The organism is Acinetobacter sp. B-6 (assembly GCF_056930735.1).
In genome coordinates, this window is record NZ_JBXPBY010000017.1 from 91,118 (window position 1) to 107,647 (window position 16,530).

The 16,530-nt window shown below is 39.3% G+C and carries 12 protein-coding genes; 10 read left to right on the plus strand and 2 right to left on the minus strand.

The window, feature by feature from the left end; all coding sequences use genetic code 11:
- Positions 1-74 precede the first annotated feature (74 nt).
- On the minus strand, positions 75-1,349 hold the full coding sequence (gltA, locus tag AC1Z3T_RS18255) for a citrate synthase (protein WP_004829431.1): 1,275 nt from the start codon (positions 1,347-1,349) through the stop codon (positions 75-77).
- A 1,078-nt stretch (positions 1,350-2,427) separates the two neighbouring features.
- Here gltA and sdhC point away from each other — a divergent pair.
- The 9 genes from sdhC (at position 2,428) to sucD (ending at position 14,229) form a co-directional block, all read left to right on the plus strand.
- Positions 2,428-2,817, plus strand: a complete 390-nt coding sequence (gene sdhC, locus AC1Z3T_RS18260; RefSeq protein WP_004829430.1) for a succinate dehydrogenase, cytochrome b556 subunit — start codon at positions 2,428-2,430, stop codon at positions 2,815-2,817.
- Positions 2,817-3,182, plus strand: coding sequence for a succinate dehydrogenase, hydrophobic membrane anchor protein (gene sdhD / locus AC1Z3T_RS18265; protein ID WP_004717289.1), 366 nt, complete (start codon positions 2,817-2,819; stop codon positions 3,180-3,182). The genes sdhC and sdhD overlap by 1 nt, the downstream gene beginning before the upstream one ends.
- 12 nt (positions 3,183-3,194) lie before the next feature.
- On the plus strand, positions 3,195-5,093 hold the full coding sequence (locus AC1Z3T_RS18270) for an FAD-binding protein (protein ID WP_005032935.1): 1,899 nt from the start codon (positions 3,195-3,197) through the stop codon (positions 5,091-5,093).
- 14 nt (positions 5,094-5,107) lie between these two features.
- Positions 5,108-5,818: a succinate dehydrogenase iron-sulfur subunit gene (locus AC1Z3T_RS18275; RefSeq protein WP_004829428.1), complete on the plus strand. Its 711-nt coding sequence runs from the start codon at positions 5,108-5,110 to the stop codon at positions 5,816-5,818.
- Positions 5,819-6,442: 624 nt separating this feature from the next.
- On the plus strand, positions 6,443-9,280 hold the full coding sequence (locus AC1Z3T_RS18280) for a 2-oxoglutarate dehydrogenase E1 component (protein ID WP_005032931.1): 2,838 nt from the start codon (positions 6,443-6,445) through the stop codon (positions 9,278-9,280).
- The gene (gene odhB, locus AC1Z3T_RS18285) at positions 9,280-10,494 is read left to right on the plus strand and encodes a 2-oxoglutarate dehydrogenase complex dihydrolipoyllysine-residue succinyltransferase (RefSeq protein ID WP_004829426.1); all 1,215 of its coding nucleotides are present in this window, start codon (positions 9,280-9,282) and stop codon (positions 10,492-10,494) included. Before AC1Z3T_RS18280 ends, odhB begins: the two co-directional genes overlap by 1 nt.
- A gap of 60 nt (positions 10,495-10,554) precedes the next feature.
- Positions 10,555-11,991: a dihydrolipoyl dehydrogenase gene (gene lpdA / locus AC1Z3T_RS18290; protein ID WP_005032929.1), complete on the plus strand. Its 1,437-nt coding sequence runs from the start codon at positions 10,555-10,557 to the stop codon at positions 11,989-11,991.
- 168 nt (positions 11,992-12,159) lie between these two features.
- Positions 12,160-13,326: an ADP-forming succinate--CoA ligase subunit beta gene (sucC, locus tag AC1Z3T_RS18295; RefSeq protein ID WP_004829424.1), complete on the plus strand. Its 1,167-nt coding sequence runs from the start codon at positions 12,160-12,162 to the stop codon at positions 13,324-13,326.
- Between the two features lie 12 nt (positions 13,327-13,338).
- Positions 13,339-14,229, plus strand: a complete 891-nt coding sequence (gene sucD / locus AC1Z3T_RS18300; RefSeq protein ID WP_004829423.1) for a succinate--CoA ligase subunit alpha — start codon at positions 13,339-13,341, stop codon at positions 14,227-14,229.
- A 96-nt stretch (positions 14,230-14,325) separates the two neighbouring features.
- On the opposite strand, the gene AC1Z3T_RS18305 is transcribed toward sucD, so the two are convergent.
- Positions 14,326-15,087 carry a 3-oxoacyl-ACP reductase gene (locus tag AC1Z3T_RS18305; protein WP_100885691.1) on the minus strand — a complete coding sequence of 254 codons (762 nt, stop codon included), beginning with the start codon at positions 15,085-15,087 and terminating at the stop codon, positions 14,326-14,328.
- 725 nt (positions 15,088-15,812) lie between these two features.
- On the opposite strand from AC1Z3T_RS18305, the gene AC1Z3T_RS18310 reads away from it, so the two are divergent.
- A partial coding sequence (locus AC1Z3T_RS18310) for a BapA/Bap/LapF family prefix-like domain-containing protein (protein ID WP_483396838.1) occupies positions 15,813-16,530 on the plus strand: 718 nt, incomplete at its 3' end.

Here is a 16,530-nt window from a genome sequence, read left to right on the forward strand (position 1 = left end):
GCCAGCTGGTATGAATATGTAATAAAAAACCACCCCAAAGGGTGGTCTCTTGTTCGATCTGAACGCGTAACGAATTAACGTTTGATATCGCGTTGAGTTTCGCCAGTATAAAGCTGACGAGGACGACCGATCTTGTAAGGTCCGCTGTGCATTTCTAACCAGTGGCTGATCCAACCCACAGTACGTGCAAGCGCAAAGATTACAGTAAACATTTCTGTTGGGATACCAATCGCTTTAAGGATGATACCTGAGTAGAAGTCTACGTTCGGGTAAAGTTTACGTTCAATGAAGTACGGGTCGCTTAACGCAATACGTTCAAGTTCCATTGCAAGCGCAAGTTGTGGATCATTGATACCAAGTGCACTTAACACTTCGTCACAAGTCTCTTTCATAACTTTCGCACGTGGATCGAAGTTTTTATAAACTCGGTGACCGAAGCCCATAAGTTTAACTTCTTTAGTTTTAACTTTTTCCATGAACGGCGCAACGTTTTCTACAGTGCCAATTTCATCAAGCATCTTAAGAACGGCTTCGTTTGCACCACCGTGAGCAGGTCCCCAAAGCGCAGCAATACCTGCAGCAATACAAGCGTAAGGGTTAGCACCAGTAGAACCAGCTAAACGTACTGTAGACGTAGAGGCATTTTGTTCATGGTCAGCATGAAGCGTAAAGATACGGTCCATTGCTTTAGCAAGAATAGGGTTAACTTTATAGTCACGATCTGCTGGAGTAGCAAACATCATGTATAAGAAGTTTTCAGCATAGCTTAAATCGTTACGTGGATATACGAACGGTTGACCGATAGTATATTTGTAAGTCCAAGCAGCTAAAGTAGGAATTTTAGCAACTAAACGAACTGCAGTGATTTCACGGTGATCTACGTTTTCAACGTCAAAACCATTGTGATAGAACGCAGATAACGCACCTACCACACCACACATCACAGCCATTGGATGAGCATCACGACGGAAACCATTGAAGAAACGGCTTACTTGGTCATGAACCATAGTGTGGTTGCGGACTTTGTTTTCGAAGTCTGATTTTTGTTCAGCAGTTGGAAGCTCACCGCTTAACAATAAATAGCAAGTTTCTAAGTAAGAAGCTTGAGTCGCAAGTTGAGCAATAGGATAGCCACGGTGTAAAAGAACGCCTTTATCACCATCGATGAAAGTGATTTTAGACTCGCAAGAAGCTGTCGCCATAAAACCAGGATCAAAAGTAAAGTGACCTGAAGCCAACACATCCTTAACGTCGATTACATCTGGGCCCAATGTGCCGCTGTAAATTGGTAATTCAATTTTTTTGCCATCAAGCTCTAGAACGGCTTTCTTGCCAGTTGCTGCAGACATTCAATAGATCTCCTGTCCTGGTGGATATTTTATCTAACTTGCTTAGTCATCTTGTAATGCACAAGTCAGACGGATCAAAAATTGCTATTTAGCTTAGTGAGTACTGAAATTTTGTCAATTATACTTATGGATGAAAAAGTCATGTTTTCATCTACAGTTAGTCCAACTTTAACCAGTTAGATTGAGCATCAAATTTCAGAGTCGGTCAGTATAATAAGGTAAATTCAGAGTTAGGTGCAGAAAAATAATTAGGATTGCTAGACAGGAAATGGCATTTTAGACCAATATTTTGATGTTTTTGTAAGCCAAATTCCTTAGATTCCATGTTTTAAAAACTTCTAAATTTCACGACTTACATAGCTTTTAATGTAATGGCAGTATGAAAAGCATCCAAATGAAATGATGAAATATTTATTTTCATTTTAGTGCTTAATTGATTAAAAAATAGTTTTTGCAATCTAGTTTTTGGTACAAAAAACACCCAAAACAACCGTTAAATCAGGTTTTGCATGTTGTTAAAACAAGCAAATGTGCGGAATATTGAGCAGTCAAAATTGAATTATTCACAAACTAAGTCGTTCTTTCTTATTGTAAAGCTTTAAATTAAATCACAGAATAAAATAATGACCATTAAAAATGAAAATAAAGCGATATTTAGAAGCGACATAATGGGTATCTGTATAGGGTTAACTTGAATACAGAATTTAAAATTCTAGGATAATGGTAGGAGAGGACGCTTTTGTCCGTATTGTTGTGCTTTAGTCTAAATTTATGAAAATAATATCCACCATTATGATGTCGAAAAGTATTATGTTTAAAAATCATAAAAAATAAAGAGATAGCGCTAAATGCTTGATTTAAAATATTGATATAAGCTTACAAATGAATGTAAATGATTCTTATTTGAGTGTTTTTTAAAGAAAAAGCCAATTTCGACAGTTTGTAATTTGACTGTTCACGTTTTATAATTCAGTGTCGTTTAAAGTTCAGACAATTTAACTTGTCTGACAATGCTAGCTTTCCTTCGAATTAATTCCAACAAACTCCGGATGGAGTTTTTACTTACAGGATGCCCGCTGTGAAAAGCAACAGACCTGTCAATTTGTCCATGGGTCAAGTTTTAGATGTAAACTTAAAATCCCCTGTGGCTATTGCATCAATTCTACACCGTCTTTCAGGTGTCATCGTATTTTTACTCGTACCGGTACTTTTGTGGCTTTTAGACAAGTCTTTGTCTTCGCCTGAAGGTTTTGCTCAAGTTCAAGCAATCTTTGGTGGCTTCGTTGTACGCTTCATCGTATGGGTATTTGTCGCTGGTTTATTATTCCATTTCATTATGGGTATTAAGCATCTACTTGCTGACCTAGGTTTTGCTGAAGAGTTGCAAAGTGGTCGCGTAGCAGCAACTATTGCATTAATCTTGGCTGTGATAGCAATTATCGCATCATTCGTATGGATTGTTCTCTAATGAAAAGTGCTACAGGTTTAACGGGGTCAGGTTCTCGTGATTGGTATATCCAACGCGTAAGTGCTGTTGTTCTAGCTGTTTATACTGTTGTGGTATTAGGTTGGATTCTGTGCAATGGCGGATTTAACTATGAGCAATGGTTCGGCTTTATGATGACACTTCCAATGAAGATTTTATCTTTATTGGCAGTCTTATCTCTTGTTGCGCATGCTTGGATTGGCATGTGGCAAGTATTCACTGACTATGTGACTACTCGTCAAATGGGGCCTTCAGCTTCAGGTTTACGCATCGTGTTAACTTCAGCAGTGATTATTGCTGTAATTGCATATGCGATCTGGGCAATCCAGATTTTTTGGGCGAATTGATAGGAAGATGTCATGGGCGCTTTAACCCCTAAAGAAGATTATTCAAATATTCCAAGCCAGTTCTTCGATGCAGTCATCGTTGGTGGTGGTGGTTCAGGTATGCGTGCTTCATATCAACTTGCTCAAGCAGGTTTGAAAGTTGCAGTGCTAACTAAAGTATTCCCAACACGTTCTCATACTGTTGCGGCACAAGGTGGTATCGGTGCATCACTTGGTAATATGCAAGATGATAACTGGCACTATCACTTTTATGACACAGTAAAAGGTTCTGACTGGTTAGGTGACCAAGATGCAATCGAGTTCATGTGTCGTGAAGCACCTAAAGTTGTTTATGAACTTGAACACCTAGGTATGCCATTTGACCGTAACGCTGACGGTACAATTTATCAACGTCCCTTTGGTGGTCACTCTGCGAACTATGGTGAAAAACCAGTTCCTCGTGCATGTGCTGCTGCTGACCGTACAGGTCATGCGCTTCTTCATACGCTGTATCAAAGCAATGTGAAAATGGGTACTCAATTCTTTGTTGAGTGGATCGCATTGGATTTAATTCGTAACGAAGCAGGTGATGTACTTGGTGTAACTGCAATTGACCAAGAAACAGGCAAGATTGCAGTATTTCAAGCAAAAGCAACTTTATTCGCTACGGGTGGTGCTGGTCGTGTTTACCGTGCATCGACCAATGCTTATATCAATACGGGTGATGGTCTAGGTATGGCTGCACGTGCTGGTATTCCATTACAAGATATGGAATTCTGGCAATTCCACCCAACGGGTGTTGCTGGTGCGGGTGTATTGTTGACTGAAGGTTGTCGTGGTGAAGGTGCAATCCTTCGTAACAAAGACGGCGAACCGTTCATGGAGCGTTATGCACCAACTTTGAAAGACTTGGCACCACGTGACTTCGTATCACGTTCAATGGACCAAGAAATCAAAGAAGGTCGTGGTTGTGGTCCTAAAGGTGACTATATTCTTCTTGATATGACGCACTTAGGTGCGGACACGATCATGAAACGTTTACCTTCAGTATTCGAAATTGGTAAGAAATTTGCCAACGTGGATATTACCAAAGAGCCTATTCCAGTGGTACCAACAATCCATTATCAAATGGGTGGTATTCCAACGAATATTCATGGTCAAGTGGTTATTCCTGAAGCAGCTAAAAATGAACCAGGCTTCTATGCTGGATTTGATAAAGCAGCCAATGAATATACAACCAATGGCACAATGAATTACACAGTACCTGTAAAAGGGTTCTATGCAATTGGTGAATGTTCATGTGTATCTGTACATGGTGCAAACCGTTTGGGTACTAACTCACTTCTTGACTTGGTTGTATTCGGTAAAGCTGCTGGTGAGCACATCATTGATTATGTGACAAAACACCACGGTGATGATTATCAACCACTTCCAAATGATGTGCTTGAAAACACTTTGAAGCGTATTCGTCATTTAGATGATTCAACTTCTGGTGAAAATGCCCAAGAAGTTGCAGATGCGATTCGTGACATCGTTCAAGACCACGCAGGTGTATTCCGTACTCAAGCATTGCTTGATGAGGGTGTTAAACAAATCCTTGCGATTGAACCACGTGTACGTAACATTCATTTGAAAGACAAATCAAAAGTATTTAATACAGCACGTATTGAAGCTTTAGAAGTTGAAAACTTATATGAAGTCGCAAAAGCAACCTTGATTTCTGCTGCTGCGCGTAAAGAATGTCGTGGTGCACACACAGTTGTGGATTATGAATTGCCTGCTGATGATGAGCACTATTCATATGGTCGCCGTGATGATGAGTGGATGAAACATACGTTATGGTATTCAGCAGATAATCATCTTGAATACAAACCTGTACGTTACAGCCCATTGTCTGTAGACCCAATTGAACCTAAACCACGTACATTCTAATCGGGAGAGATAAGATGAGTAGAGGTACTCGTACGTTCGAAATCTACCGCTATGATCCTGATAAGGATAAAGCGCCGTATATGCAAACTTTTAAACTAGAGTTGACAGATAAGCATCGTATGTTGCTTGATGCACTTCTAGCATTGAAAGTACAAGACGAATCATTGACATTCCGTCGTTCTTGCCGCGAAGGTATTTGCGGTTCTGATGGTGTGAACATCAATGGTAAAAACGGTCTTGCTTGCTTATGGAACTTGAACGATTTACCTGAAAAAATCGTCATTCGTCCATTACCTGGTTTGCCAGTGGTTAAAGATTTAGTTGTGGATATGAATCAGTTCTACGATCAGTATGACAAAATTCAGCCATTCCTGATCAATAATCAACCTGCGCCACCTAAAGAGCGTTTACAATCTCCAGAAGAGCGTGAACACTTAAATGGTTTGTATGAATGTATTCTTTGTGCATGTTGTTCAACTTCATGCCCATCATTCTGGTGGAACCCGGATAAATTCTTGGGTCCTTCAGCATTGTTGAATGCATATCGCTTTATCATTGACTCTCGTGATACAGCGACTCAAGACCGTTTATCACGTCTTGATGACCCATTCTCATTGTTCCGTTGTAAAGGAATCATGAACTGCGTATCTGTATGCCCTAAAGGTTTAAACCCAACAAAAGCAATCGGTCATATCCGTAGCATGTTGCTTGACCAAGCAGGTTAATACGACGTCAATAAAGAGCGCACATCCTAGATGTGCGCTCTTTTTTTTATGCAAATTCATTGAGGAGAGAGCAGGAAAAGAGAATGTTGTTTTTTATTGTGATGATTTGCGATAAAAGCGTTGAAAACAGAACAACTGACCCGATATAAATGGAGGGATAATAATTGATTATTTCTTGTATGTATTTCGCTAATTTATAGATGGTATGTGTCAAAAAAATCAATTGAAGTGGCAGATCATGTTACGATTTAACAAACCACTATATGTGAAAAAGTGACTTTGTTTTTGGTACATTTTTTCAACATAAGTGTGACTCAGATCGGTTTATAAATCTTTTTTATAGATGCCGTTTAGAACCGCTTTAGAAAAAGCAAAAAGTCTTTTGTTTTTTCTAAGTCGATTTGCAAAAAATTGCTCAGCCTCGGTTGAGTATATAAGTGAGTGATGATGCCAATGAAGGCGTTATGATTCATTGTATGCATTAGTAATAAGCTAATGTTTATAACGCCCCATGGTCATTAGTACCTGATGGGTGAATGTCAATTTACCGATTTGGCATTATCAATCATGGGAGTGCTTAAAAAGCACCCTCTAATGTTTTTGCAATAGGAAATGGGTCCACAAATGCAAGAAGTTGCTGACGCATTGCGTCTTGATACTGAACTTTCCGCTGACAGCGCAGCGTATATTGAAGAGCTTTACGAACAGTACCTTTCTTCTCCAACCTCAGTAGGTGAGGATTGGCGTCAATATTTCGATAAATTCCCTAAAGGCGACCAACCACACGGAAATATTCGTGAGCAATTCTTATTATTAGGTCGTAATTCAAGTCGTGTTCAGCCAGTGGTTCAAAGCGAAGTAAGTACTGAGCATGAACGTCGTCAAATCGGTGTATTGCAACTGATTGCAGCATATCGTAACCGTGGTCATCAAAAAGCAAAACTTGATCCACTTGGTTTGGCTAAACGCGAAGACGTGCCTGATTTAGACCTTGCTGCCCATGGTTTAACCAAGTCTGATTTAGATACGGTTTTCAATGCGGGTAACTTGGCGATTGGTAAAACTGAAGCCACTTTAGGTGAAATGGTTAACGCAATGGAAGCGACGTATTGTGCTTCTATTGGTGTAGAATATATGCACATCGTTGACACAAAAGAAAAACGTTGGATTCAGCAACGCCTTGAAAGTGCGCGTGGTCAATTTGGCTTTTCAGCAGATCAAAAGAAACATGTACTTGAACGCTTAACAGCGGCTGAAGGTTTAGAAAAATTCCTTGGCAATAAATATGTTGGTGCTAAGCGTTTCGGTGTGGAAGGTGGTGAATCTTTCATTCCTATGGTGAACGAACTGATTCAACGTGCAGGTTCTGTAGGTTGTAAAGAAGTCGTTATCGGTATGCCTCACCGTGGTCGTTTAAACTTACTTGTCAATATCATGGGTAAAAACCCTGCTGATTTATTTGGTGAGTTTGAAGGTAAAGCACTGAATAAAAAAGGTTCAGGTGACGTAAAATACCATCAAGGTTTCTCTTCAAATGTAATGACACCTGGTGGTGAAGTTCACTTGGCTTTGGCATTTAACCCATCACATTTAGAAATCGTTGGACCTGTTGTTGAAGGTTCTGTACGTGCTCGCCAAGTCCGTCGTAAAGACATTGGTGGTGATGACGTATTGCCAGTGATTGTTCACGGTGATGCTGCATTTGCAGGTCAAGGTGTCAACCAAGAAACCTTCCAAATGTCACAAACTCGTGGTTATACCGTAGGTGGTACAGTTCACATTGTAGTGAACAACCAAGTGGGTTTTACAACCTCTGATCCACGTGATGCGCGTTCAACAGAATACTGTACTGATATCGCTAAAATGATTCAGGCACCGATCTTCCATGTCAATGGTGATGATCCTGAAGCAGTATTGTTTGTTTCTCAATTGGCACATGATTTCCGTCACACATTCCGTAAAGATGTTGTGATTGACATGTTCTGTTACCGTCGTCGTGGACACAACGAAGCGGATGAGCCAGCAGCAACTCAACCGATGATGTATCAAGTTATTAGCAAAAAGCCGACGACCCGTACGCTTTATGCTGACCAATTGGTACAAGAAAAAGTATTAGACCGTGCATCTGCTGATGCGATGGTTGAAAAATACCGTGAAGATCTTGAAGCAGGAAATCACGTTGCAAATGCATTGGTGCTTGAGCCAAACAAAAAAATGTTTGTTGATTGGACACCATACCTTGGTCATGACTATACCGATGATTGGGATACAACATTCCCGATTGAGCGTTTAAAAGAACTTGGTACAAAAATGCGTGAGCTTCCAGAAGGCTTCGTGATGCAACGCCAAGTTTCAAAAGTGATTGATGATCGCTTTAAAATGCAAACAGGTGAAATGCCACTCAACTGGGGTGCAGCAGAAACTCTAGCATATGCTTCTATTCTTGATGATGGTTATTTGGTTCGTTTGACAGGTGAAGACGTTGGTCGTGGTACATTCTCACACCGACATGCAAAACTACATAACCAAGTTGATGGTTCTGTTTATATCCCACTTTGTCATATCAAAGAAAATCAACCACGTACTGCAATTTATGACTCTTTATTGTCTGAAATGGCGGTTCTTGCATTCGAATATGGTTATGCAACAACATTGCCAAAAAGCTTAGTGATTTGGGAAGCTCAGTTCGGTGACTTTGCAAACTGTGCGCAAGTGGTAATTGACCAATTTATCTCATCTGGTGAAACCAAATGGGAGCGTGTTTGTGGTTTAACACTTCTTCTTCCACATGGTTTCGAAGGTCAAGGTCCAGAGCATTCATCTGCACGTCTTGAACGTTTCTTACAGTTATGTGCTGAAGAAAACATGCAAGTGATTACACCAACAACACCTGCACAGATTTTCCATGCAATGCGTCGTCAAGCGGTACGTCCAATCCGTAAACCGTTGATTGTGACTTCGCCTAAATCATTGCTTCGTCACAAACTTGCAACATCTACTTTAGATGAGCTTGCAACTGGTACGTTCCAGACTGTGATTGATGAAGTGGATCAAATCAACAAACAAGATGTAACACGTGTTGTACTTTGTGGTGGTAAAGTTTATTACGACTTACTTGAAAAACGTCGTGAAGAAAACTTGAACATTGCAGTTGTACGTGTTGAACAGTTATATCCGTACCCAGAAAAACGTCTTGCAGAAGTTCTTGCGACATATCCAAACGTGAAAGAACTCGTTTGGTGTCAAGAAGAACCGAAAAACCAAGGCGCATGGTTGTTCATTGCTCCTCGTTTATATGAAGGTGTAATGAAATCTGGTCTACAAGTTCAAATTAGCTATGCAGGACGCGAAGCTTCAGCTGCACCTGCATGTGGCTCACCATATTTGCATGCAAAACAACAAGCTCAGCTCGTAAATGACGCTTTAGCGATCGTGGCTGATCAATCAGGAGAATCTAAATAATGGCAACCGAAATTAAAGCACCTGTGTTCCCAGAGTCAGTTGCTGACGGAACAATCGCAACTTGGCACAAACAACCAGGTGAAGCAGTATCACGTGATGAAGTGATCTGTGATATTGAAACGGATAAAGTTGTTTTAGAAGTTGTTGCTCCTGCTGATGGTTCTATTTCTGCAATCATCAAAAATGAAGGTGATACAGTTCTTTCTGCTGAAGTAATCGCAACATTTGAAGAAGGTGCAGTTTCTGGTGCAGCTCAAACTCAAGCAGTTCAATCTGAAGAGAAAGTTGAGCAAGCTGCTGCACAAACTCAAGCAGGTAATGCACCTGTTGTTGAGCGTGCTCAAGTGCAAGATCAAGCACCTGCAGTACGTAAAGCACTTACTGAAACAGGTATTGCTGCTGCAGATGTTGATGGTACTGGTCGTGGTGGTCGCATCACCAAAGAAGATGTTGCCAATCATCAAACTAAACCAGCTGCTGCACCTGCAACCCCATTGAGTGTTGCTGTAGGTGAGCGTATCGAGAAACGTGTTCCAATGACGCGTTTACGTAAACGAGTTGCTGAGCGCCTTCTTGCTGCAACTCAGCAAACTGCAATGTTGACTACGTTTAACGAAGTGAACATGAAGCCAATCATGGAAATGCGTAAGCAATACAAAGATGCTTTCGAAAAACGTCATGGTGCACGTCTAGGCTTTATGTCATTCTTCGTTAAAGCGTGTACTGAAGCGCTTAAACGTTATCCAGCTGTAAATGCATCAATTGATGGCGATGACATCATCTATCATGGTTATTATGATATCGGTGTTGCGGTTTCTTCTGATCGTGGTCTTGTTGTTCCAGTTCTTCGTGATACTGACCGCATGAACTATGCTGAAGTTGAATCTGGTATTGGTGCATATGCTGCTAAAGCACGTGAAGGTAAATTGTCTATCGAAGAAATGACTGGTGGTACGTTCACAATTACCAACGGTGGTACTTTCGGTTCATTACTTTCAACGCCTATTTTGAACCAACCACAAACTGCAATCTTAGGTATGCACAAGATCCAAGAGCGTCCTATGGCAGTGAATGGTCAAGTTGAAATTCTTCCAATGATGTATTTAGCGCTTTCTTATGACCATCGTATGATTGATGGTAAAGAAGCTGTTGGTTTCTTGGTAACGGTTAAAGAGTTACTTGAAGAGCCAGCTAAACTTATCCTTGACCTTTAATTCTTTAGAATAACATCACAAGCTTAGGGCGATCCTCTAGGCTTGTTCTTGGAGATAAGCATGTCTCAACAGTTTGATCTTGTTGTAATCGGCGGTGGACCAGGTGGTTATGAAGCGGCAATTCGCGCTGCACAACTTGGTTTTAAAGTTGCGTGTATCGAAAAACGTGTACACAAAGGTAAGCCATCTTTAGGTGGTACTTGCTTGAACGTGGGATGTATTCCTTCTAAAGCATTATTAGATTCTTCACATCACTATGAAGACACACTTCATGGCTTAGATGTACACGGAATCTCAGTTGAAAATGTACAACTTGATCTTCAAAAGCTTCTTGCTCGTAAAGACAAAGTTGTTGACAATTTAACTGGCGGTGTTGCGCAGCTCCTTAAAGGAAACGGCATCGAATGGTTACAAGGTACTGGTAAATTACTTGCGGGTAAAAAAGTTGAATTTACACCATTAGAAGGTGGTGACGTTCAAGTTTTAGAGCCTAAATATGTGATTCTTGCGACTGGTTCTGTTCCTGTAAATATTCCAGTTGCAAAAGTAGATGAAGACTTAATTGTTGACTCTACTGGTGCACTTGAATTCCAAGAAGTACCTAAGCGTTTAGGTGTGATTGGTGCTGGTGTAATTGGTCTAGAACTTGGTTCAGTATGGCGTCGTCTGGGTTCTGAAGTTGTTGTGTTTGAAGCATTAGATACATTTTTACCAATGGCGGACAAAGCTTTGGCAAAAGATTATCAAAAACTTTTAACGAAACAAGGTTTAGATATTCGTATTGGCGCTAAAGTTTCTGGTACTGAAATCAACGGTCGTGAAGTGACTGTACAGTACAACCAAGCTGGTGAAGACAAAACTCAAACTTTTGACAAATTGATTGTTTGTGTGGGTCGTAAAGCATATGCAGAAGGTTTGTTGGCTGAAGATTCAGGCATTAAATTGACTGAGCGTGGTTTGGTTGAAGTAAACGATTGGTGTGCAACATCTGTTGATGGTGTATATGCGATTGGTGACTTGGTGCGTGGTCCAATGCTTGCACATAAAGCAATGGAAGAAGGTGTAATGGCTGTTGAGCGTATGCACGGTCACGCTGCACAAGTAAACTATGACACCATTATTTCTGTGATCTATACACATCCTGAAGCGGCTTGGGTGGGTTTAACTGAAGAACAGGCTAAAGAAAAAGGTCACGAAGTTAAAACTGGTCAATTCCCGTTTGCTGTGAATGGTCGTGCTTTAGCTGCAAATGAATCAGCAGGTTTTGTGAAATTCGTTGCGGATGCTAAAACAGATCGTTTATTGGGTATGCATATCATCGGTCCTGGCGCTTCAGACATCGTACACCAAGGTATGATTGCGCTTGAGTTTGTATCTTCTGTAGAAGATTTACAATTGATGACTTTCGGTCACCCAACATATTCAGAAGTCGTTCACGAAGCTGCTCTTGCAGTTGATGGTCGTGCGATTCACGCCATCCAACGTAAACGTAAATAAAACAAAAAAGAGCGGTTTCGACCGCTCTTTTTACTTTTGATGGTTGTTTTTAATTGAATAATCATCTAAGAATACAACAACAATTTTTAATAAATGCCAATAGTTATTGTGATGGAAGTCTAGGTATTGGTGTGTCATAACAATGTGAAAAGTAGTAAAAGGTAAAAGATGAATCTACATGAGTATCAAGCGAAAGCGCTGTTGAAAAAATATGGTATGCCAGTTCAAGAAGGCATTTTAATCACTACTCCAGAAGAAGCATCAGCAGCATTTGACCAGATTAGTGGCAAATTCGCGGTGATGAAAGCCCAAGTTCATGCAGGTGGCCGTGGTAAAGCGGGTGGTGTGAAAGTTGTTAAGTCAAAAGAAGAAGCAGCTGAATACGCAAAAAATTTATTAGGTACGCGATTAGTCACTTATCAAACTGATGCAAATGGTCAGCCTGTAAATAGTATTCTTGTTTGTGAAGATGTATACCCAGTAGAGCGTGAATTGTACCTCGGTGCAGTTGTTGATCGTTCTAGTCGTCGCGTGACCTTTATGGCATCGACTGAGGGTGGTGTGGAAATTGAAAAAGTTGCAGAAGAAACACCAGAAAAAATTATTAAAGTTGAAGTTGATCCATTGGTAGGTTTATTGCCTTTCCAAGCACGTGATGTTGGCTTCCAATTGGGGCTTAAAGACAAACAAATCAATCAGTTTGTAACGATTATGACAGGTGCATATAAAGCATTTGTTGAAAATGATTTTGCATTGTTTGAAATTAACCCACTTTCAGTTCGTGAAAATGGTGAAATTTTGTGTGTAGATGCAAAAGTTGGCATCGATTCAAATGCGTTATATCGTTTACCTGAGATTGCTGCAATGCGCGACAAATCTCAAGAAAATGAACGTGAGCTAAAAGCATCTGAATTTGATCTAAACTATGTTGCATTAGAAGGTAACATTGGTTGTATGGTGAATGGTGCAGGTCTTGCGATGGCGACCATGGACATTATCAAACTGTACGGTGGTCAGCCTGCTAACTTCCTTGATGTGGGTGGCGGTGCGACGAAAGATCGTGTTATTGAAGCATTCAAAATCATTCTTTCAGATAGTTCAGTACAAGGTGTTCTGATCAATATCTTTGGTGGTATTGTTCGTTGTGACATGATTGCTGAAGCGATTATTGCAGCGGTTCAAGAAGTAAATGTGACTGTGCCTGTGGTTGTTCGTTTAGAAGGGAACAATGCAGAGTTAGGTGCAAAATTACTTGATGAATCAGGTCTAAAATTAATTTCTGCGAACGGTTTAGCCGATGCGGCAGAAAAAGTTGTTGCTGCAGTGAAAGCGTAAGGAGTATCAATCATGAGCGTATTAGTAAATAAAGACACAAAAGTATTGGTACAAGGCTTTACGGGGAAAAATGGTACATTCCATTCTGAGCAATCAATCGCATATGGCACAAAAGTTGTTGGTGGTGTAACACCAGGTAAAGGTGGTCAAACGCATATCGGTTTGCCTGTATTTAATACGATGCGTGAAGCAGTAAAAGAGACAGGTGCTAATGCAACCTCGATCTATGTTCCAGCTCCATTTGTATTGGACTCAATCGTTGAAGCGATTGATTCAGGTATTGAATTGATCGTTGTGATCACTGAAGGCGTACCGACTTTAGACATGCTTAAAGCAAAACGTTACCTTGAAACTTATGGTAATAATGCACGTTTAATCGGTCCTAACTGTCCAGGGATTATCACACCGGGTGAATGTAAGATTGGGATCATGCCAGGTCATATCCATCAGCCAGGTAAAATCGGGATTATTTCACGTTCTGGTACATTGACTTATGAAGCAGTTGCACAAACAACCAAGCTTGGTCTAGGTCAGTCGACTTGTATCGGTATCGGTGGTGACCCAATTCCGGGTATGAACCAAATTGACTGCTTAAAACTTTTCCAAGAAGATCCACAAACTGAAGCAATCATTATGATTGGTGAGATTGGTGGTTCTGCGGAAGAAGAAGCTGCTGAGTATATCCAGTCAAATGTAACTAAACCAGTGGTGGGTTATATCGCTGGTGTTACTGCGCCTAAGGGTAAACGTATGGGACATGCTGGTGCGATTATCTCTGGTGGTAAAGGTACTGCTGAAGAGAAATTCGCTGCATTTGAAAAAGCAGGCATGGCATATACACGTAGTCCTGCTGAACTCGGTTCAACAATGCTTGATGTATTGAAAAAGAAAGGTTTGGCTTAATCCCAGTATTTCAAAAATGATCTAAAAATGAGAGCCTTAAGGCTCTCATTTTTGTTTTAACTATTTATTATATTTGCTTCAATCTTCGCTATATCATTAACCTTTGACTAAGCCACCGTCAACGATGAGGTTTTGTCCTGTCACTGCTCTAGACCAAGGCGATAAAAATAACAATATTGCATCTGCAAACTGCTCAGGAGTTGTGACTTCTTGTAATGGTGTCGATGCAGCAATTAAGTCAAAAACTTGATCTGGTGTTGCACTACTGGCATCAGTCTTACGTAATAGACCACCTGAAAGCATATTGACATTGATTCCATACTGCCCAAGATCATGTGATGTTGTTCGAGTAAAAGCCAAAAGTGCTGCTTTCGCTGCTGTATAATCATGATATGGAACCACAGGATTTTGTACGAGGTTTGTTCCAATATTAATAATACGACCAAAATGATCTTTCTTCATATCTTCTAAGGCAGCTTGAGTTGTATTTAAAGCTGCTTTAACAGCACTATCTAATTGCTGTTGCATGCTATGCCAATTCAGGGCTTCGACTTTAGGACGTAAGTCTCCATCAAATTTAAAAGACAAAAGCGCATTATTAATGACTGAAGTAATGGCATGTCCATAATGCAATTTAGCTTTTTTGAACATCAAATTCACTTGGTCTTCATCAGTCACATCTGCTTTATAAATAAATACTTGTTCAGCATGTTCTCTGGCAAGTTGTTGTGCGGATTCTTCGCTATTGAAATAGTTTACAACAACCCTTGCACCTTCTCGTATTAAAGCATGAGTAATGGCAAGACCTAAGCCACGTGCACCACCCGTAACGAGAATAATTTGATCACGTATTTCCATGCGAATCATCCAGTGATTTGAAATAAGTTAGAGTTTAGCATTTTTATACTAAGCATTTAAAATGGGTTAATCTTGTATAAATTTTGATATTTTATTTTTAAATATTAGCCTAAAGGTTTTTGCATTAGTTAAACAATGATCAACATTTCATAGTTGAAAAAGTTTCACTACTTCTAAGAAATTATCTTAAAAGCATCATTTCCTAAGAACAACAAAATTATAGATATAAGCGCCGAAATTCTCTTGTGTATTTACGACAAGATGGTGGGTATAAGAAAGATGGATGTTTGGTTAAAAGTAAACTTATATTTTTTAACATTTCATTCTTAGATTATTTGAATTTGATTATTTATTTAATGTGTTTTATTTTGCATTAATTGTGGATATTGTGTTCTATTTAATATTGAAAATTAAATGTATTTTATAACGATGATTATTTAATTTAATAGATTATTAAATTTGATAAAAACAATAAATAATAAGATATTGAAAAATATTGATTTAAATTATTTTATTTAATTTTTGATTAATTTTTTTTATAAAATCATTAAAAAACATGAGTATATATTGTGACTTTTTATATTAGTTATTTTGTTTAGTGCGTTTTATATTTCAATAATAAAATACTAAAAAATAGTTCAATTCAATTAAAAGTGCTCTCAAAAACGTTGCAAATAAAAACATGAAATTCAAAACATTTAATGAAATTATAAAGGGAAAAAATTATGTTAAATATTCAAATAGTTTCTAAAGAAACTCATCAGGTTTTAGACTTAAAGGGCTCAACCGATGTGAAGTTGGTTGAAAATTCAGTTGTTATTATTAATGTGAAAAAAGAAGATATTGCATCAACAGAAAGAGTGGGAAATGCATTGGTCATTCTGTTAAAAAGTGGTGAGAAAATTTCAATTGAGAATTTTTTTGCTAGCCATTCAGATAATGACATTGTTTTAAAAGATGACCAGAATAAATTATTTTTGTTGGAATTAAATCAAACACAAGATGTTTTAGAAACTGTAAACTATATTTCTATCAATGATATAGAACCACTTCTATATCATGATGCAAATATTGAGATTCTACCTTGGGTGATTGGTGGTGCTTTAGGTATAGGTGCTATTGCTGCTATAGCCAATAACGATTCATCCAGTGATAAAAAAAATGGAGATGTGACTCCACCCAATCAACCGCTTGTTCATTCGACTAATGGTCGTTTAATTACAGGAACAGCAGAAGCAGGAAGCACAGTAAATATTACTGATAGTTCAGGTAAAGTCATTGGTACTACAACAGCAGGACCAGACGGTAAATTTACATTTACACCAACAACACCTGTTCCAGATGGTACAGCGCTTAAAGTGACGGCTGTAGATGCATCGGGAAATGTTAGTCCGCCTGCGCAAGTCATTGTTGATAGTACTGCACCAGTTCAACCCATCGTTA